Origin of the sequence: Corynebacterium sp. HFH0082 (assembly GCF_000411235.1) — a bacterium.
Lineage (GTDB): Bacteria > Actinomycetota > Actinomycetes > Mycobacteriales > Mycobacteriaceae > Corynebacterium > Corynebacterium jeikeium_D.
On record NZ_KE150404.1, the window covers coordinates 869,307 to 887,726 of the forward strand.

Annotated in this window: 13 protein-coding genes and 3 tRNA genes; 14 read left to right on the forward strand and 2 right to left on the reverse strand. The window is 58.6% G+C overall.

Translation table 11 applies throughout. The features are described from left to right. Positions 1 to 835: IS256-like element IS3503 family transposase (locus HMPREF1206_RS11115; protein WP_016422039.1), on the reverse strand; the 835-nt coding region annotated here is incomplete at its 3' end. Between the two features lie 451 nt (positions 836 to 1,286). On the opposite strand from HMPREF1206_RS11115, the gene HMPREF1206_RS03665 reads away from it, so the two are divergent. From HMPREF1206_RS03665 to HMPREF1206_RS03725, 13 genes are all read left to right on the forward strand, one after another. Then, a tRNA-Thr gene (locus HMPREF1206_RS03665) sits at positions 1,287 to 1,359 on the forward strand. A 39-nt stretch (positions 1,360 to 1,398) separates the two neighbouring features. After that, positions 1,399 to 1,472, forward strand: a tRNA-Met gene (locus HMPREF1206_RS03670). A 103-nt stretch (positions 1,473 to 1,575) separates the two neighbouring features. Continuing rightward, positions 1,576 to 1,648, forward strand: a tRNA-Trp gene (locus tag HMPREF1206_RS03675). Positions 1,649 to 2,078: 430 nt separating this feature from the next. Beyond that, a complete protein-coding gene (secE, locus tag HMPREF1206_RS03680; protein WP_016422041.1) occupies positions 2,079 to 2,387 on the forward strand; it encodes a preprotein translocase subunit SecE in 309 nt (102 codons plus the stop codon). 191 nt (positions 2,388 to 2,578) lie between these two features. Beyond that, entirely contained in the window at positions 2,579 to 3,442 is an 864-nt protein-coding gene (nusG, locus tag HMPREF1206_RS03685) for a transcription termination/antitermination protein NusG (protein WP_016422042.1), read from the forward strand. 340 nt (positions 3,443 to 3,782) lie between these two features. Next, positions 3,783 to 4,220, forward strand: a complete 438-nt coding sequence (gene rplK, locus HMPREF1206_RS03690) for a 50S ribosomal protein L11 (RefSeq protein WP_016422043.1) — start codon at positions 3,783 to 3,785, stop codon at positions 4,218 to 4,220. A 101-nt stretch (positions 4,221 to 4,321) separates the two neighbouring features. Then, complete coding sequence (gene rplA / locus HMPREF1206_RS03695) at positions 4,322 to 5,026, forward strand: 50S ribosomal protein L1 (RefSeq protein WP_016422044.1); 705 nt, start codon at positions 4,322 to 4,324, stop codon at positions 5,024 to 5,026. A gap of 253 nt (positions 5,027 to 5,279) precedes the next feature. Continuing rightward, entirely contained in the window at positions 5,280 to 5,912 is a 633-nt protein-coding gene (locus HMPREF1206_RS03700; protein ID WP_042388383.1) for a hypothetical protein, read from the forward strand. 387 nt (positions 5,913 to 6,299) lie between these two features. Continuing rightward, positions 6,300 to 6,812 (forward strand): 50S ribosomal protein L10, encoded by a 513-nt coding sequence (rplJ, locus tag HMPREF1206_RS03705; protein WP_016422046.1) that lies wholly within the window; start codon positions 6,300 to 6,302, stop codon positions 6,810 to 6,812. A gap of 124 nt (positions 6,813 to 6,936) precedes the next feature. Further along, complete coding sequence (rplL, locus tag HMPREF1206_RS03710) at positions 6,937 to 7,320, forward strand: 50S ribosomal protein L7/L12 (RefSeq protein ID WP_016422047.1); 384 nt, start codon at positions 6,937 to 6,939, stop codon at positions 7,318 to 7,320. Positions 7,321 to 7,543: 223 nt separating this feature from the next. Further along, positions 7,544 to 8,509 (forward strand): DUF3068 domain-containing protein, encoded by a 966-nt coding sequence (locus tag HMPREF1206_RS03715; RefSeq protein WP_042388387.1) that lies wholly within the window; start codon positions 7,544 to 7,546, stop codon positions 8,507 to 8,509. Positions 8,510 to 8,942: 433 nt separating this feature from the next. Continuing rightward, complete coding sequence (locus HMPREF1206_RS03720) at positions 8,943 to 12,431, forward strand: DNA-directed RNA polymerase subunit beta (protein WP_042388391.1); 3,489 nt, start codon at positions 8,943 to 8,945, stop codon at positions 12,429 to 12,431. Between the two features lie 148 nt (positions 12,432 to 12,579). Then, the gene (locus tag HMPREF1206_RS03725) at positions 12,580 to 16,551 is read left to right on the forward strand and encodes a DNA-directed RNA polymerase subunit beta' (protein ID WP_016422050.1); all 3,972 of its coding nucleotides are present in this window, start codon (positions 12,580 to 12,582) and stop codon (positions 16,549 to 16,551) included. A 305-nt stretch (positions 16,552 to 16,856) separates the two neighbouring features. On the opposite strand, the gene HMPREF1206_RS03730 is transcribed toward HMPREF1206_RS03725, so the two are convergent. Next, positions 16,857 to 17,504: an SDR family oxidoreductase gene (locus HMPREF1206_RS03730; RefSeq protein ID WP_016422051.1), complete on the reverse strand. Its 648-nt coding sequence runs from the start codon at positions 17,502 to 17,504 to the stop codon at positions 16,857 to 16,859. A 542-nt stretch (positions 17,505 to 18,046) separates the two neighbouring features. Here HMPREF1206_RS03730 and rpsL point away from each other — a divergent pair. Next, positions 18,047 to 18,418, forward strand: a complete 372-nt coding sequence (gene rpsL / locus HMPREF1206_RS03735) for a 30S ribosomal protein S12 (RefSeq protein WP_005509887.1) — start codon at positions 18,047 to 18,049, stop codon at positions 18,416 to 18,418. The last annotated feature ends 2 nt before the right edge of the window (positions 18,419 to 18,420 follow it).

Consider the following 18,420-nt stretch of genomic DNA (forward strand, 5'->3'; position numbering starts at 1 on the left):
GGGGTTGCAGGTAGGTAAACAGCAGGTCTCTGCGGTGCAGAGATAGCAATGATTGATAGGCCGCTCGGACGCGTTGGTGGGTGTAGACCTTGGTGTAGGCGCCGGTAGCAGGGTCTTTGATGGTGGTTTTCTCGTTCATCCATTCCCGGTAGGTGTGGTCGAATTCGTGCAGGTGGGCGACCCATGTGGATGCTTGGTCAAGGTCGGTGATGCGAGTGAGTTTCAGGGCTAGGCGGTAGAGGGTTTTGCCGGCATCGGTGCGGGGGTTGCTGGTGGTGTGGCGGCGGACTGTTCGTTGGGCGTGGACGAGGCAGCGTTGGATGCGTGTTGTTGGCCAGCAGTGGTGGATGGCTGATTGGGCACCTTGTCCGCCGTCTGTGACTGCGATTAGTGGTGCGGCAATGGGGCGTAGGAGTTCGGTGTAGGCGGCGGTGGTTTCGTGTCTGGCCCAGGTCCAGTTGATGACGTGGGTTTTACTGGCTGCGATCAGGAGGCATCCGGACTTTAGATAGGTCGCGTCGAGGAAGATTTGGTCATGGATGCGGAATGAGTCGATGGTGGGTGTGGGGATGATCCACCAGCACCATCGGAATCGGTGGTGCATGGTTTGCCTGGTTACGCCATGGTGTGCGGCGAAGGTGGTTAGAGATTGGGTGCCGGTGGCCCATTGGATGAACAAAGCCATGGTGGCGGTGTTTTTGTTGTGGGTTTGGGTGTTGCGGGTAAAGGAGTGTCCGCAGTGGGTGCAGCGCCAACGGGTGGTTGATTTGCTGGTGGTGCCGTTTTTCTTTGTGTTGTTGCCGCATAGTGGGCAGCTGGGGCGGTTGGTGGTCATCCTTTAATCCAACCGGTGTGCGGTTAGCACAAATGTGGCCGGAGGTGCGGGATGGTGTGGGTAATAGCTTTCGGGGAGCTATTCTTTGGTGATTTGTGGTGTGTGGTCTGGGGTTATGGTGGCATGCGGACACACTTTTCTTTACTTAACCCGGCTCTGGATTAAGCGGGGGGCAGGGGCTCGAGTTAGAGGCTCGAGTTAGAGGTCAGCCACTCATCGATGAGCTATTCACTTATGGTTCCGCTGGGGCTCATCGATAAGTGAATAGATTATCCATAAGTGCGCGCCAAATGTCTGCAAACGTGACAAGAAATACCGCTGCCTACCTGCTGATTTGTGCTTAGTGGTGATTTCGGGTTAATCTTTGCAAGGCTTCACGGAGAGCACAGAGCGAAACGAAGCGGTCAACAATTGGCCACAGAGTTACGTGCTGGGTTCAACGGATGCTGATGCCCCCTTAGCTCAGTCGGCAGAGCGTTTCCATGGTAAGGAAAAGGTCGACAGTTCGATTCTGTCAGGGGGCTCTGTTCTTTTATACGGACTTATGTCCGGTAGAGAATAGGGGCGATGTAGCTCAGATGGTGAGAGCGCACGACTCATAATCGTGAGGTCGGGGGTTCGATCCCCCCCATCGCTACTACGGACAGTGATGTTCGTCGAACCCCGCCTTGATTATGCAGCAATGCAGTAAGGTGGGACATTGTCAGCTAAGGACTGAAAAGTTCTTTCGCTGGTGGTGAAGGGGCGTGGCTCAATTGGTAGAGCAGCGGTCTCCAAAACCGCAGGTTGCAGGTTCGAGTCCTGTCGCCCCTGCAAGTACCCGTCATCCAGGGCGTATGAAAATGCGTCTGGGTGGCGGGTTTTTCGTTTATGTTCGGTGGCGGTGGGGCAATGCGAGTTACTGACTGCGTTTATGACAAAAACAGCCCGAAAAATGGCTTGAAAGTGTCATAACCCCATACAGTTTCACATTTGCAGCCCCAAGTTCGCATCCCCGAGCGAGCAGCCCGTGGCTCTTTGGGGTTGTCAGAATCGAATCTCGAAGCCTGCGGTTCCCACGAAGGGCATTTCTTCGATAGTGTGGAGTATCGGCTAGAATTTACGCACTGAACCAGACTTGCTCTGCACAGTGGGGGCTTGGATCCGGAGAACATTCCCGGAGTCTGCCCTTGAAGAATTCACGTTTGAGTTTCACTGTGCAGTATCTTTAGGTCTCATATGCACGAAGTAGCGAAGGAGCATCGTGTCTGAGGAAAACCAGACTTTCCAGGCGGCGGCTCGCCCGTCCGGTAAGCGCCAGGCGACGGGCGCGCAGACCACCGTGGCGAAGAAGCCTGCGCGTGAGAAGGAGACCAACGAGCTTTCGACTCGTAATCCTTTGGTTTTCATCAAGCAGGTTGTTGACGAGCTGCGCAAGGTGATTTGGCCGACCGGCCGCCAGATGGTCACCTACAGCATCATCGTGATTCTGTTCCTGATTGCCATGATCGCTCTCGTGTGGGGTGTGGACACGCTGGCCGGTCTGGGTGTCCGATCGGTGTTGGGTAAGTAATCGGTTATACTGTTTCGCAGTGATGCTTTTCATCCCGCCTCCGAGTTCCGGACGGCGGGATTATTCGTTAGCGCAGCTGGTGTCTGGCTGTGCGAAGTGATTGCGGATGGCATATTGGCTCTTAAGACTCTTTAGGCGAAGATGCCAATGTCGCGAACCGTTGATGTAGATACAAGAGGGGTTAGCACGACATGAATGATGGTCAGAATATTTTCTCCGACGCCCAGTCCGCGGATGCTGCCGCAACTGAGCAGGATGCGCAGGGCGCACCGGCTCAGGTAGAAGCTCCGGCCGAGGGTGCAGCCGCAGCCGACGCAGCCGCAGCTGACACTGCTGCAGCAGAAGCAGCGCCGGCAGAGGAGACTGCCGCTGACGCTGAGGTACAGGCAGCTGCTGACGCAGATGCCGAGTACCGTAAGCGCCTGCGCGAGTTCCAGCGTGAGCTCAAGCGTCGTCCGGGCGACTGGTACATCATCCAGTGCTACTCCGGCTACGAGAACAAGGTGAAGACCAACCTGGAAATGCGCGCCCAGACCATGGGTGTCGATGAGCAGATCCACGAGGTCATCGTTCCGGTTGAGGAAGTCGAAGAGCGCAAGGACGACGGCAAGAAGAAGATCGTTAAGCGCAAGCTGCTGCCGGGCTACGTTCTGGTTCGTATGAGCCTGGATGACCCGTCCTGGTCCGTCGTCCGCGACACCCCGGGTGTTACTTCCTTCGTCGGTAGCGAGGGCCAGCCGTCCAAGGTTAAGATCCGTGAGGTCGCTAAGTTCCTCATGCCGAAGGAGACCATCACCGCGGACGCCGCTGAGGAAGCTGCAAACGCCGACGGTGAGCTGGCTGTCGCAGCGGCGCCGCAGGCGGAGAAGAAGGCCGTCGCCATCGACTACGAGGTCGGCGAGTCCGTCACCATCCTGTCCGGTCCGTTCGCATCCGTGGCTGCGACCATCTCCGAGATCGACCCGGACACCGGCCGCATGAAGGCTCTGGTTTCCATCTTCGGCCGTGAGACCCCGGTCGAGCTGGGCATCGATGAGGTCGAGAAGCTGAACTAGGCCCGACCTCAAGCCAGGCGCAGAGCCAAGCGGCAAGCACAGCCCTAAGCCAAGCGCCGAGCAAGGCACCAGCTAGCTCGCTCGCGCAACCAATCCGGTAACGGATTTTGATGCACGCCATACGCTGCGGTAACGTAGCCAGGCGTGCATTTTTGTGCCTTGAGCACAGATGCGCCAAGTAATTCGTATCCCCGGTGGCTGGCACCAACTCGATGACCAGCGCCAGCGGCCATGATGGTCGAGGGCGCAAGGGTCGTCGTAAAGCGTCGGCATCCGGACGGGGTGAGTCGCCTTTTCATCGGGGCGGCGCGCCCCGGTAACTAGGAAGTAGGTTAATCCGATGGCTCCGAAGAAGAAGCTTTCTGCGATTATTAAGCTGCAGATTCAGGCTGGTCAGGCTAACCCGGCTCCGCCGGTTGGTCCGGCACTGGGTGCTCATGGTGTCAACATCATGGAGTTCTGCAAGGCTTACAACGCAGCAACTGAGAACCAGCGTGGCAACGTTGTCCCGGTTGAAATTTCTGTCTACGAAGACCGCTCCTTCACCTTCGTTCTGAAGACCCCGCCGGCAGCTAAGCTGCTGCTGAAGGCCGCTGGCATCCAGAAGGGCTCTGGCGTTCCGCACACCAACAAGGTCGGTTCCGTGACCTGGGAGCAGTGCAAGGAAATCGCCGAGCTGAAGAAGCCGGACCTGAACGCTAACGACATCGAGATGGGTGCACGCATCATCGCCGGTACCGCTCGTTCTATGGGCATCACCGTCGAGGGCGCTAAGTAAACCGTCAGCGTTTAGCTGCACCTTCATCAAGTGGTAGGGCCAGCTTCGGCCCGCTACACACCACAATCCAACCATTTCACTTAATTGAGATTGGACTTTTCATGAGCAAGAACTCTAAGGCATACCGCGCCGCCGCCGAGAAGATCGACGCCGGCCGCATCTACTCTCCGCTCGAGGCCGCTAACCTGGCCAAGGAGACCTCCTCCAAGAACTACGACGCCACCATCGACGTCGCCATCCGCCTGGGCGTTGACCCGCGCAAGGCTGACCAGCTGGTTCGCGGCACTGTCTCCCTGCCGAACGGTACCGGTAAGACCGTCCGCGTTGTCGTCTTCGCTGCTGGCGAGAACGCCACCAAGGCTGAAGAGGCCGGCGCTGACTTCGTTGGCTCCGAGGAGCTGATCGAGAAGATTCAGGGCGGTTGGACCGACTTCGACGCTGCTATCGCTACCCCGGACCAGATGGCCAAGGTTGGTCGCGTGGCTCGCATCCTCGGCCCGCGTGGTCTGATGCCGAACCCGAAGACCGGCACCGTTACCCCGGATGTCGCTAAGGCTGTCACCGAGATCAAGGGCGGTAAGATTTCCTTCCGCGTTGACAAGGCTGCAAACCTGCAGGCTGTTATCGGTAAGGCTTCCTTCGACGCTGAGAAGCTGGCCGAGAACTACGGTGCGCTTATCGACGAGCTGATGCGCCTCAAGCCGTCCGCTGCTAAGGGTAAGTACCTGAAGAAGATCACCGTCTCCGCCACCAACGGCCCGGGCATCCCGGTTGACACCAGCGTGATCAAGGACTACACCGCCTAAATCAGCATCAGCCGATAGGTGAGTGTGCTCTTCATGAGTCACTCGAGAGCGACTCTGAGCAAAGCTCTTTAAAACCGCCGCCGCGCGCACTTTCCAGAGTGTGTGAGGTGGCGGTTTTGCATTGGCATAAGGGGTATCGATAGCGCGGTGGGGGCTTGGGCGCGGTAGACGTCGTAAAGCGAATTGCTAATCCAAACAACTAATCCAGGCGAAATGGACTCACAGCCAAAGTTTGTTGCTTAAAATCGCGACTATGACGTTAATTTTGGAACCCGAAGAAGGGCTGGAGGCGCTCGGCGAGATTAATCGCCTGGCGCAGCTCGACGACGGTTCCGGAATTATTGAATCGCAGCTCATCTCGTATCTCGACTCGTTGGGCGACGACGCCTATGACATGCCCTGCCTGCGCATCGCGGGACAGACTCTGCTGGGCGAGGTACTGACGGGGCTAGGGGAGGACGAGCGCGTAGCTGAGGTCCTTCGCCGCAATATCCAGGACTCTGTGGTGCTTCCGGGGATGAGTGAGGAGGAAGCTCTGCAAGCTCGGGCGGCGCAGGTCGTGGTCGTGCGGCTGTTGCGCATCATCGCGCGGATGGAGGCCGTCGAGCTGCGCAATGTCGTGGCGCAGCAGTGCCTGGCATCGCAGATCCCGCCGGTTGTGCGCGTGGCACTGACACTCACCGTGGATATTCTCGACGCCGCCAGATTGGACGCACATCCCGACGACATGGTGCGCGTGGTGCTCGACTACGCCGACCAAGTGCTCTGGCTTGCCGACGACAACCTGAATGCGTACTTTGCCGAGCTCGAGATGATTGTCCAGCAACGTGAGAAGGACCTGGAGTTCGGCCGCTTCGGAGAGCCAGGTGCGGCGCGGTTTGGATAGGCGATTTGGTTAATTGCCAGGGTCTGGTATAAAGTTTCTTCACGAAGTTTGACCGGCTTCCAATCGGTACCAACATCGAGTTGGGAAGATGGAGGTTGGTACTCAAGTTTCACCGAAGACCGTCGGTCATTCGCTTTGAAAGAAGCGGATTGAAGGTTTCATTGTAGGAATACAGTGAGCGGCCCACGCAGGAGGACTTGGAAGCGCTTGCGCAGTTTGACTTCACCTGCTGGCCTTGGGGTTGGCGGAGTTGAAGTGGAACACGCCACAAGAATTGTGCGCCCCATCCTTGTGCGAGGATTGGGGCGTTTGTTGTATTTGCGCAAAAGAATCCTTCACTTGGCCGAGCGGAAAATTGCAAAGACCAGGAAGGAGGCGAGAGTACACATGGCAGCAAATGCTGAGAAGATTGCAGCTGTTGCAGCGCTGAAGCAGGACGTCGAAGAGTCCAACGCTATCGTGCTGACTGAGTACCGCGGCCTGTCCGTTGCGGAAATCACGGAACTGCGTCGCGCCCTCGGTGCTGATGTTAAGTACTCCGTCGCCAAGAACACCATGATCAAGATCGCTGCCGACGAGGCAGGGATTGAGGGTCTTGATGAGCACCTGAACGGCCCGACTGCAGTCGCCTTCATCAAGGGCGAGGCTGTGGATGCGGCTAAGGCGATTAAGAAGTTCGCCGGTGACAACAAGAACCTCGTGATCAAGGGCGGCTACATGGACGGTGCTGCGATGGATGCAGCACAGTTCGAGGCTCTTGCGGATATGGATAACCGTGAGACCACGCTGGCAAAGCTGGCTGGTGCCTTCAACGGCGTTCTGGCGAACGTCGCTGGCCTGCTCGACGCTCCGACCTCCTCGGTTGCCCGCCTTGCTGCGGCACTCGAGGAAAAGAAGTAATCCCGAGCGGCTCGCGATCTACGCGAACTAAATCACGCGAAAAACTTTTCAATATCACTTTGACGGCTTCGACCCCAGGGATCTCTGAGGGGAGCGGCCGCACCACACTCATAGGAGAATATCCATGGCTAAGTACACCACTGAGGAACTGCTCGAGGCTTTCAAGGAAATGACCCTCGTTGAGCTCACCGAGTTCAAGAAGGCTTTCGAGGAAGAGTTCGACGTCACCGCTGCTGCTCCGGTTGCAGTTGCTGCTGCAGGCGCTGCTGGCGGCGAGGCTGCTGCTGAGGAGAAGGACGAGTTCGACGTCGTCCTCGAGGACGCTGGCGCTAAGAAGATCGGCGTTATTAAGGCTGTCCGTGAGATCGTCTCCGGCCTGGGCCTGAAGGAGGCTAAGGAGATGGTTGAGTCCGCTCCGAAGGCTATCCTGGAGGGTGCTTCCAAGGACGACGCTGAGGCTGCTAAGGCTAAGCTGGAAGAGGCTGGCGCAAAGGTTGCCCTCAAGTAATTCAATTACTTGCCTCGGCCCCGGTAGTGGCCTAAAGCTACCAATTCTGACCGCCAGTTCTGGGCTTCGTGCCCGGGGTTGGCGGTTCTTTTGTATCTGGGGCCTTTGCTAACCCACCTGACCCGGGCAAAACCTCACTAATCTCACCCGTCACAGGGAGTTGAGGCAAAAACCAGCCCACTCATTGTCTTGATTACCCTTATTGGCCTGTAAAGTATCTAACATGCTCTCACGGCCGAGAATTTTGTCTATCCTTCTGTTGGGTCTAGGCACCGCACTGCTTGCTGCTGGCATTTTGCTGCCCAAAGTGCTCAATGTTGATCCCAAAATGCCGCTTGACCTGCCGCCGGTGTCGTATACCCTGCGGGCGGAAGACGGCGTATCCACCAGGATTAACGAAGAGGGCAAGCGGGAGGAAGTGCACTCGCCGCTGCAGCGACAGCTCCATGGCGTGCTCATCGAACCCGCGGATGCGGACAAGGTTTCGCTCCGTGTCGGTGTGACTGAAATGCGTGAGCTTCCCCCTGAGGTCATAGGCACCGACCCGCTGACGGAGCTTATCGAGGCCAATATCTGGACAGTTACCATCGACCGCCTCACTGGCGAGGCGCTGGCTCCTGCGACGCTTGTCGACCGCATGGCAGGCGTTCCACGGTCAGTGGCTTTCGAGGGGAACTGGGTGAAGCTTCCGGCCGACACGGAGGAAAAGGAATACCTGATCTTTGATGATCTCCTCCACGATTCCTTGCCGGCAAAGTTTGTCGGGGAAGAGGAGCGCGGCGGTAACCGTGTCCTGCATTTCCGTCAGGACATTGAGAAGACGAATCTCGCCCAGAAGTACCGTTCTTACGTCTCTCAGCTAACCCAGGATGACAAGTCCGGCTTCCTCCAGTACCAGGGCACCCGTGATTTGTGGGTTGAGCCCAAGTCTGGCTCGGTCATCGATATGGCCGAGGACATCCACCTTTGGTGGGAGACCCGCGATGGCGAGCCGATCATGGACTACCTGCGCTTCAACGGCAAGATGGACGAAGGCCTTTCCAATCAGCTTCTCTTTGGCGCAATACAGAATTTCCAGCGCCCAGCTCTAGAGCCGTGGTCAATCGGCCTCATTGCGTCCGGTTCGATTCTGGTATTCATCGCAATCGTGGGTATCGTGCGTCCTTCGACCCGTCGTAAAACAGAGTAACGCTTTACGACGGCCATAGCGCCCAGGCCTCATCGTTATATCGGTAACGGGTGAATGCGACACGCCCGATTTGTCAAGTTGTACTAGACAACTGCCAGTTTTTGATATAGGCTAAATCGTTGCGCTGGAATTAGTGTATCTGTCGCCAGCTCTTTTATAGTTTGCGCTCGGAGCGCGGGGCTATTATGTAGCACCGTTTTTCGTGCATCTAGCTGTTAAAGGAGTTGCTGCGACGCCGCCGTTAGGGCTCGGGGGCTCGCCTTTAAAGGCTGGTCTTGGAGGCCAAGTGGCGGGGGAATCACTTTCGTGTGTGACCAAAGGTTAGACGCAAAGTATCCCGGTGCGCAACAGAAATAATTCCTGCAACTTGAATCGCGTATAAACCAAGCGGGCGGAGCGCACCACCGGTTGCCGGTGTGCTCCACCGCGTGAGGTGCTGGAAGGACGCATCTTGGCAGTCTCCCGCCAGACCAAGGCAGTAACCGGTATTCCCGGAGCTTCGAAGAGGTACTCGTTTGCAAAGATTCAGGAGCCGATTGCGGTTCCTGGTCTGCTCGACCTGCAGCGTGAGTCTTTCGCATGGCTCATTGGCACGCCTGAGTGGCGTGCTCGTCGCCAGGAGGAGCTCGGAGAAGACGCTCGGGTTACCAGCGGTCTCGAAGATATTCTAGAAGAGCTCTCTCCGATCGAGGACTACTCCCAGAAGATGTCCCTGACGCTGTCGGACCCATGGTTCGACTCCGTCAAGAACACCGTGGATGAGTCCAAGGATAAGGACATCAACTACTCGGCTCCCCTCTACGTCACCGCGGAGTTCACCAACCGCGAGACCGGTGAGATCAAGAGCCAGACCGTCTTCATCGGTGACTTCCCGATGATGACGGACAAGGGTACGTTCATCGTCAACGGAACTGAGCGTGTCGTTGTTTCTCAGCTGGTGCGCTCTCCGGGCGTCTACTTCGATGAGACCATCGACAAGTCCACCGAGCGCCCGCTGCACTCGGTGAAGATTATTCCGTCGCGCGGTGCGTGGCTGGAGTTCGACGTCGACAAGCGGGACACCGTCGGCGTTCGTATTGACCGTAAGCGTCGCCAGCCGGTCACGGTTCTGCTGAAGGCTTTCGGCTGGACCACCGAGGAGATCAAGGAGCGCTTCGGCTTCTCTGAGATCATGATGGCCACCCTGGAGAAGGACGGTGTTGCAAACACCGACGAGGCCCTGCTGGAGATTTACCGCAAGCAGCGCCCGGGTGAGCCGCCGACGCGCGAGTCCGCGCTGGCTCTGCTGGAGAACAACTTCTTCAAACCGAAGCGCTACGACCTGGCTAAGGTCGGTCGCTACAAGGTCAACCGCAAGCTGGGCCTGGGCGCTGATGCCTCCGGCGAGATGGTTCTGACCGAGCAGGATATTGCTACCACCATCGAATACCTCGTGCGTCTGCACGACGGCGAGAATGTTATGACCTCGCCGGAAGGCGTCGAAATCCCGGTTGAGACCGACGATATCGACCACTTCGGTAACCGTCGTCTGCGTACCGTAGGCGAGCTGATTCAGAACCAGGTCCGCGTGGGTCTGTCCCGCATGGAACGCGTGGTTCGTGAGCGCATGACCACTCAGGACGTGGAGTCGATCCAGCCGACCACCCTGATTAACGTGCGCCCGGTTTCCGCGGCTATCCGTGAGTTCTTCGGTACTTCCCAGCTGTCCCAGTTCATGGACCAGAACAACTCGCTGTCGGGCCTGACCCACAAGCGTCGTCTGTCCGCACTGGGCCCGGGTGGTCTGACCCGTGACCGTGCTGGCCTTGAGGTTCGAGACGTTCACCCGTCCCACTACGGTCGCATGTGTCCAATTGAGACCCCAGAGGGTCCGAACATTGGCCTGATTGGTTCGCTGTCCTGCTACGCACGCGTGAACCCGTTCGGTTTCATTGAGACTCCGTACCGTCGCGTCCGCGATGGTGTCATCACCGACGAGGTCGACTACCTCACCGCTGATGAGGAAGACCGCTACGTCGTCGCGCAGGCCAACACCCCGATCGACGAGAACGGCCACTTCGTTCAGGAGACCCTGTCTGTTCGTAAGAAGGGTGGTGACGTCGAGTCCGTCCGCGCCGATGAGGTCGACTACCTCGATGTTTCCCCGCGTCAGATGGTCTCCGTGGCTACCGCCATGATTCCGTTCCTCGAGCACGACGACGCTAACCGTGCCCTGATGGGTGCGAACATGCAGCGTCAGGCTGTGCCGCTGCTGCGTTCGGAGGCTCCGTTCGTCGGTACCGGTATGGAGCAGCGTGCTGCTTACGACGCCGGCGATGTCATTGTCGCTTCGGCCACCGGTGTGGTCGAGACGGTGTCGGCAGACTTCATCACCATCATGGACGATGAGGGCCAGCGCCACACCTACCTGCTGCGCAAGTTCGAACGCACCAACCAGGGCACCTGCTACAACCAGAAGCCACTGGTTGACGAAGGCCAGCGTGTTGAGGCCGGCCAGGTCATCGCTGATGGTCCGGGTACCGACAACGGTGAGATGGCACTTGGTAAGAACCTGCTCGTGGCATTCATGCCGTGGGAAGGACACAACTACGAGGACGCCATCATCCTGAACCAGCGCATGGTTGAGGAGGACATCCTGACCTCGATTCACATCGAGGAGCATGAGATTGATGCCCGCGACACCAAGCTGGGTCCGGAGGAAATCACCCGTGACATCCCGAACGCATCCGAGGAGATGCTGAAGGATCTGGATGACCGCGGTATCGTCCGCATCGGTGCCGACGTTCGCGACGGTGACATCCTGGTCGCTAAGACCACGCCGAAGGGCGAGACTGAGCTGACTCCGGAGGAGCGCCTGCTGCGCGCTATCTTCGGCGAGAAGTCCCGCGAGGTCCGTGACACCTCCATGCGTGTTCCGCACGGTGAGTCCGGCAAGGTCATCGGCGTCCGCGTCTTCTCCCGTGAAGACGATGACGACCTGGCACCGGGTGTCAACGAGATGGTCCGCGTCTACGTTGCGCAGAAGCGCAAGATTCAGGACGGCGACAAGATGGCAGGTCGCCACGGTAACAAGGGTGTTATCGGCAAGATCCTGCCGCAGGAGGATATGCCGTTCCTGCCGGACGGCACCCCGGTCGACATCATTCTGAACACCCACGGTGTTCCGCGTCGTATGAACATCGGCCAGGTCCTCGAGGTTCACCTCGGCTGGCTGGCGAAGGCCGGCTGGAGCATTGAGGGCGACCCGGATTGGGCTAAGCGTCTTCCGGCTGACCTGCACGACGTTCCGTCCGACTCCCTGGTCGCAACCCCAGTGTTCGACGGTGCTGAGAACGAGGAGCTCGCTGGTCTGCTCGCGTCGTCCCGCCCGAACCGTGACGGCGAGGTGCTGGTCAACGCTGACGGTAAGGCCACGCTGTTCGACGGCCGCTCTGGCGAGAAGTTCCCGTTCCCGGTTTCGGTGGGCTACATGTACATGCTGAAGCTGCACCACCTGGTCGACGAGAAGATTCACGCTCGTTCCACCGGTCCGTACTCCATGATTACCCAGCAGCCGCTGGGTGGTAAGGCTCAGTTCGGTGGTCAGCGCTTCGGTGAGATGGAGGTGTGGGCAATGCAGGCATACGGCGCTGCCTACACCCTGCAGGAGCTGCTCACTATCAAGTCCGATGACGTGGTTGGCCGCGTCAAGGTCTACGAGGCAATCGTGAAGGGCGACAACATTCCGGATCCGGGTATTCCGGAGTCGTTCAAGGTGCTTCTGAAGGAACTGCAGTCGCTCTGCCTGAACGTTGAGGTCCTTTCGGCCGACGGCGTTCCGGTTGAGTTGGGCTCCTCCGACGATGAGGAACTCGACCACGCGACCGCTTCCCTCGGCATTAACCTGTCCCGCGACGAGCGTTCTGACGCTGACTCCGCATAGTTTCTCGCTTAACGACGAAACATTGCGTGAGTATCAGGGTCGGGAAGCCCTAACTCGCGAATAACCCAACACAGACGACAACGTACAAAAACCTCCGCAGAGAATTTGGTTTCCGCATTACTTCGATGCGGAGGGAAAGGGAAAACAGGTGCTCGACGTCAACAACTTTGACGAGCTCCGGATTGGGCTCGCTACCGCCGACGACATCCGCCGCTGGTCTCGCGGTGAGGTCAAGAAGCCCGAGACGATTAACTACCGTACGCTGAAGCCGGAAAAGGATGGCCTTTTCTGTGAGCGTATCTTCGGCCCGACCCGTGACTGGGAGTGTGCTTGTGGTAAGTACAAGCGCGTTCGCTTCAAGGGCATCATCTGTGAACGCTGTGGCGTTGAGGTGACCAAGTCGAAGGTTCGCCGTGAGCGCATGGGCCACATTGAGCTGGCCGCTCCGGTCACTCACATCTGGTACTTCAAGGGTGTGCCGTCTCGCCTCGGCTACCTGCTCGATTTGGCTCCGAAGGATTTGGAAAAGATCATCTACTTCGCTGCCAACATCATCACTTCTGTGGATGAAGAGGCTCGCCACAACGACCAGGAAACCCTCGAAGCAGACATGCTCGTGGACAAGAAGCTGGTTGAGGACGACCGCGACCAGGAGCTGGCCGAACGCGCCCAGACCCTGGAAGAGGATCTGGCTGAGCTCGAGGCAGCCGGTGCCAAGGCTGACGCCCGCAAGAAGGTTCAGTCTGCAGCCGAGCGCGAGATGCGCCACATCCGTGAGCGCGCCCAGCGCGAGCTGGATCGTCTCGATGAGATTTGGAACACCTTCATCAAGCTCGAGCCGAAGCAGATGATTATCGACGAGGGTATTTACACCGAGCTCGTCGACCGCTACGAGGACTACTTCACCGGTGGTATGGGTGCTGAGGCTATTCAGACCCTGATCCGCAACTTCGACCTGGCCAAGGAGGCCGAGGAGCTGCGCGAGATTATTCGCGACGGCAAGGGTCAGAAGAAGATGCGCGCCCTCAAGCGCCTGAAGGTTGTCACTGCATTCCTGCAGTCCGGCAACGACCCAGCCGCTATGGTGCTCGACTGCATCCCGGTGATTCCGCCGGAGCTGCGCCCGATGGTGCAGCTCGACGGTGGCCGCTTTGCGACCTCGGACTTGAACGACCTCTACCGTCGTGTCATCAACCGCAACAACCGCCTGAAGCGCATGATCGACCTCGGCGCTCCGGAGATCATCGTCAACAACGAGAAGCGCATGCTTCAGGAATCCGTTGACGCACTGTTCGACAATGGACGTCGCGGCCGCCCGGTCACTGGTCCGGGTAACCGCCCGCTGAAGTCCCTGAGCGACCTGCTCAAGGGTAAGCAGGGTCGTTTCCGTCAGAACCTGCTGGGTAAGCGTGTTGACTACTCCGGCCGTTCGGTTATTATCGTCGGCCCGCAGCTGAAGCTGCACCAGTGTGGTCTGCCGAAGCTGATGGCACTTGAGCTGTTCAAGCCGTTCGTGATGAAGGAGCTCGTGGCCAAGAGCTACGCGCAGAACATCAAGAGCGCGAAGCGCATGGTTGAGCGTCAGCGCCCAGAGGTGTGGGACGTCCTCGAAGATGTCATTACCGGACACCCGGTCCTGCTGAACCGTGCACCTACGCTGCACCGCCTGGGTATTCAGGCTTTCGAGCCGGTCCTGGTTGAGGGTAAGGCAATTCAGCTGCACCCACTGGCATGTGAGGCTTTCAACGCCGACTTCGACGGTGACCAGATGGCAGTCCACCTGCCGCTGTCCGCTGAAGCACAGGCCGAGGCTCGCGTCCTGATGCTGTCCTCGAACAACATTCTGTCGCCGGCTTCCGGTAAGCCGCTGGCTATGCCGCGTCTGGATATGGTCACTGGCCTGTACTTCCTGACGCTGGAGAAGCCGGAGCTGCCGGGTGGCCACCAGGATGCCACCGAGGACGCACCGGAGCAGGGTATTTACACCAGCCCGGCCGAGGCCATCATGGCTTACGACCGCGGTGCAATTGGTCTGCAGAGCCCGATTAAGGTGCGCATCAGCCACCTGCGTCCGCCGGCCGAGATTGAGGCCGAGCAGTTCCCAGACGGTTGGAACAAGGGCGATACCTGGCTGGCTTCGACCACGCTGGGCCGCGTTATGTTCAACGACCTGCTGCCGTGGAACTACCCATACGTCGAAGGCGTTATGGCTAAGAAGCCGCAGGCTGCGATCATCAACGACTTGGCTGCCAAGTACCCGATGATCACGGTCGCTCAGACCGTCGACAAGCTCAAGGATGCTGGCTTCTACTGGGCTACCCGTTCTGGTGTCACCATTGCTATGTCTGACGTGCTGGTTCTCCCGAACAAGCGGGAGATCCTAAACGGCTACGAAGAGAAGGCCGCCACGGTGGAGAAGAAGTTCCGCCGCGGTAAGCTCTCGGCTGCTGAGCGTCACGAGTCGCTGGTTAACCTGTGGAAGGCTGCGACGGCTGAGGTCGGTGAAAAGGTCGAGGCTCTGTACCCGGATGACAATCCGATTCCGATGATCGTGAAGTCGGGTGCTGCCGGTAACATGGGCCAGATTCACTCGCTGGCCGGCATGAAGGGTATGGTTACGAACCCGCGTGGTGAATACATCACCCGTCCGATTAAGACCTCCTTCCGCGAAGGCCTGTCGGTTCTCGAGTACTTCAACAACTCGCACGGTTCCCGTAAGGGTCTGGCCGATACCGCGCTTCGTACCGCTGACTCGGGTTACCTGACCCGTCGTCTGGTCGACGTTGCGCAGGACGTCATCGTTCGCGAAGAGGACTGTGGCACCCACGATGGTGTCATTGTCGAGATCGGCGAGGATGTTCTGGACGCAGCCGGCAACCCGACCGGCGAGATCCGTCGTGCGAAGTATGTCGAGACCGCCGCGATTGCTCGTGTGCTGGCAGCCGATGTCACCGACGCTGAGGGCAATGTCCTTATCGCGGCTGACACCGACCTGAACGACGACCACATCACCCTGGCTCTCAGCCACGGTGTCAAGGAAGTCAAGGTCCGCTCGGTTCTGACCTGTTCCACCGCAACCGGTGTCTGTGCCAAGTGTTACGGTCGCTCGATGGCAACCGGCAAGCTGGTCGACATCGGAGAGGCTGTCGGTATTGTTGCTGCGCAGTCCATTGGTGAGCCGGGTACCCAGCTGACCATGCGTACGTTCCACCAGGGTGGTGTCGGTGGCGACATTACCGGTGGTCTGCCGCGTGTCCAGGAGCTGTTTGAGGCCCGCGTGCCGAAGAACAAGGCTCCGCTGGTCCGCGAAAACGGTCGCGTGCGCCTGGAGGAGGACGAGCACTTCTACACGCTCACCCTCATCCCGGATGCCAACAGCGAAGACGAGGTTGTTTACGACAAGCTGTCCAAGCGTCAGGGCCTGGCTGAAATCACTGTCGATGGCCGTCGTCGCGCCATCCGCGATGGTGACCATGTGGTCAAGGGTCAGCAGCTGCTCAAGGGCGCTGCCGATCCGCACGAGGTCCTCGAGGTTCTGGGCCGCCGAGGCGTCCAGCGCCACCTCATCGAGGAAGTCCAGTCGGTCTACCGTGATCAGGGTGTGGCCATTCACGACAAGCACATCGAGGTTATCGTCAGCCAGATGCTGCGCCGCGTGATTGTGTCTAAGCCAGGTGACTCCGAACTGCTGCCAGGTGCACTGGTCGAGCGCTCCACGGTCATGGCGAAGAACCGCGAGATTGTCGCCTCCGGTGGCAGCGTCATCGAAGGCCGTCGCGTGCTGATGGGTATTACCAAGGCATCGCTGGCCACCGAGTCCTGGCTGTCCGCCGCCTCCTTCCAGGAGACGACGCGCGTGCTTACCGACGCCGCTATCAACAAGCGCTCGGATAAGCTCATCGGCCTGAAGGAGAACGTGATCATCGGTAAGCTGATCCCGGCTGGTACGGGTATCTCGCGCTACCGCAACATCACGGTTGAGCCGACTGAGGAAGCTGCCCGCCAGGCAGCCGCCCCGTTCGCTTCCTTCGGCGAGGGCTTCTACGGTGCCGAGGACACCTACGGCATCGATCAGGTCGGTTCCGCAGTTCCGCTGGATGACATCGGAACCTTCGAGTAGAAATCAATAGCTTTGCGGCAGCGGCTGGGGGGAGCGGGAGAATTCCCTCGGTCACTGTCTGGCAAAGCACCTCGCCTGACAGTTGGGGCTTCGTGCGCTAACTGTTAGGTGGCAACCGGAAAAATCCTCCGGCACAGTTGTGGCTTACTAGCGGGTTGCTAGTTCGTCACGGTCGTGCCGGAGGATTTTTCTTTGTCGAGGCAACCCAACTGGAAAACTCGGCTGGAGACTGAAGAAAGGCGATAGGAACAGAGGCAAGGGGCAGGGGAGGAAGGGCCTAGGGGTTCCGTCCCGACCTCCCTCCTCTACATCTTGAGAGCCTCTGCAATCGGGGTGTTGCCCTCGTTGAAGTTAATCATGCGACCAACGGTAGCCTCGTTGAACACGGCCTGCGCGATGACATTGGCAACGGTCGCGCGAGCGACCTCGCCTGCCTTGTCCGCCGTGGTGTCGATGGAATCCTGGCCCTCGTTGAGCGTGAGCGCACTCGGGCCGAGAATGGTCCATTCCAGGTTTGAAGCGCGCAGCGCTTCGTCGGCTGCAGCCTTGGACTCGGCATAGGCAAAGAAGCTGTGATCCTCTGGAACGCCATGGTCGTGGCCCGCACCAAAGTAAGAGACCATCACGTAGCGCTTAACGCCAGCCTGCTCGGCTGCGGCAATCGAAGTAATAGCTGCGTCGCGGTCGATCGCGTACGTCCGTTCTGGTGAACCTCCACCAGCGCCGGCGGACCAAATCACAGCGTCGTGCGCGCTGAGAAGGTCCGCAAACTGTTCGGTCGAGAGACTGGCGATGTCGTAAACGGCTGGTGTGGCGCCGAGAGCCTCGATATCCGGAACCTGGTCGGGGTTGCGTATAACAGACGTGACCTCGTAGCCATCGTCGATAAGTAGGGGAGTAGAGATTTGGGCCACCTTGCCGTGGCCGCCAATGACAATAACCTTTTTAGACATGTCCCCACCTATACGCTGCCAGTACACTGCTGGCAATGAAGAAGGCATTCGCCTGTGGTGAACATGGCGATTAAGTTTCTCCAGCGCTGATGCAGGACAGTACTATGGGCAAACCGAACGGACGGCAGAATTGGCCGAGTTATCAATTCAAACCGGCATAGTAACGTCTGCGTCTTTTGGGGCGAGGCGCGCCGTGCTGAACACCCAAAAATTTGATCACCAAGCCCACAAGCGCTCAAAGTGCTTGAAATTTATAGGCCATTACCAGGGTGTTTGGACTAAACCCGCAGCTCGCGTACTGTTATACAACGATCCCAGAAAAGAATTGGGAACTTGAGACATTACCCAGTAGGCCAGCGAGAGCGGCTGACTGGGTTTCGCACGTTCAAAATCCCTCCATTTCTTGCGTTCAACCGATGGGCTCACCACTGGATGAGTAATAACTTTTCTTGTGATGCATTCACACGGAAGGTGGTTACTCCGCTGCGGTTGGCATCGGTCGTGAGAATGTCCAGCGAGGATTGAAAACAGAAAGAGGCTTCATGCCCACTATTCAGCAGCTGGTCCGCAAGGGCCGCCATGACAAGAAGGCTAAGGTTGCAACCGCAGCTCTGAAGGGTTCCCCTCAGCGCCGCGGCGTTTGCACCCGTGTTTACACCACCACCCCGAAGAAGCCGAACTCGGCTCTTCGTAAGGTCGCTCGTGTTCGTCTGACCTCTGGTATCGAGGTTTCGGCTTACATTCCGGGTGAGGGCCACAACCTGCAGGAGCACTCCATGGTGCTCGTTCGCGGTGGTCGTGTTAAGGACCTCCCGGGTGTCCGCTACAAGATCGTCCGTGGTTCCCTCGACACCCAGGGTGTCAAGGACCGCAAGCAGGCTCGTTCCCGCTACGGCGCAAAGAAGGAGAAGTAAGC

What these genes read in the sequence shown, in the direction of transcription:
- HMPREF1206_RS03700 (WP_042388383.1), top strand. Translation starts at nt 5,280, where the DNA reads ATGACGTTAATTTTGGAACCCGAAGAAGGGCTGGAGGCGCTCGGCGAG.
- rplJ (WP_016422046.1), top strand. Translation starts at nt 6,300, where the DNA reads ATGGCAGCAAATGCTGAGAAGATTGCAGCTGTTGCAGCGCTGAAGCAG.
- nusG (WP_016422042.1), top strand. Translation starts at nt 2,579, where the DNA reads ATGAATGATGGTCAGAATATTTTCTCCGACGCCCAGTCCGCGGATGCT.
- HMPREF1206_RS03715 (WP_042388387.1), top strand. Translation starts at nt 7,544, where the DNA reads ATGCTCTCACGGCCGAGAATTTTGTCTATCCTTCTGTTGGGTCTAGGC.
- rplK (WP_016422043.1), top strand. Translation starts at nt 3,783, where the DNA reads ATGGCTCCGAAGAAGAAGCTTTCTGCGATTATTAAGCTGCAGATTCAG.
- rplA (WP_016422044.1), top strand. Translation starts at nt 4,322, where the DNA reads ATGAGCAAGAACTCTAAGGCATACCGCGCCGCCGCCGAGAAGATCGAC.
- HMPREF1206_RS03730 (WP_016422051.1), bottom strand. Translation starts at nt 17,504, where the DNA reads ATGTCTAAAAAGGTTATTGTCATTGGCGGCCACGGCAAGGTGGCCCAA.
- rpsL (WP_005509887.1), top strand. Translation starts at nt 18,047, where the DNA reads ATGCCCACTATTCAGCAGCTGGTCCGCAAGGGCCGCCATGACAAGAAG.
- rplL (WP_016422047.1), top strand. Translation starts at nt 6,937, where the DNA reads ATGGCTAAGTACACCACTGAGGAACTGCTCGAGGCTTTCAAGGAAATG.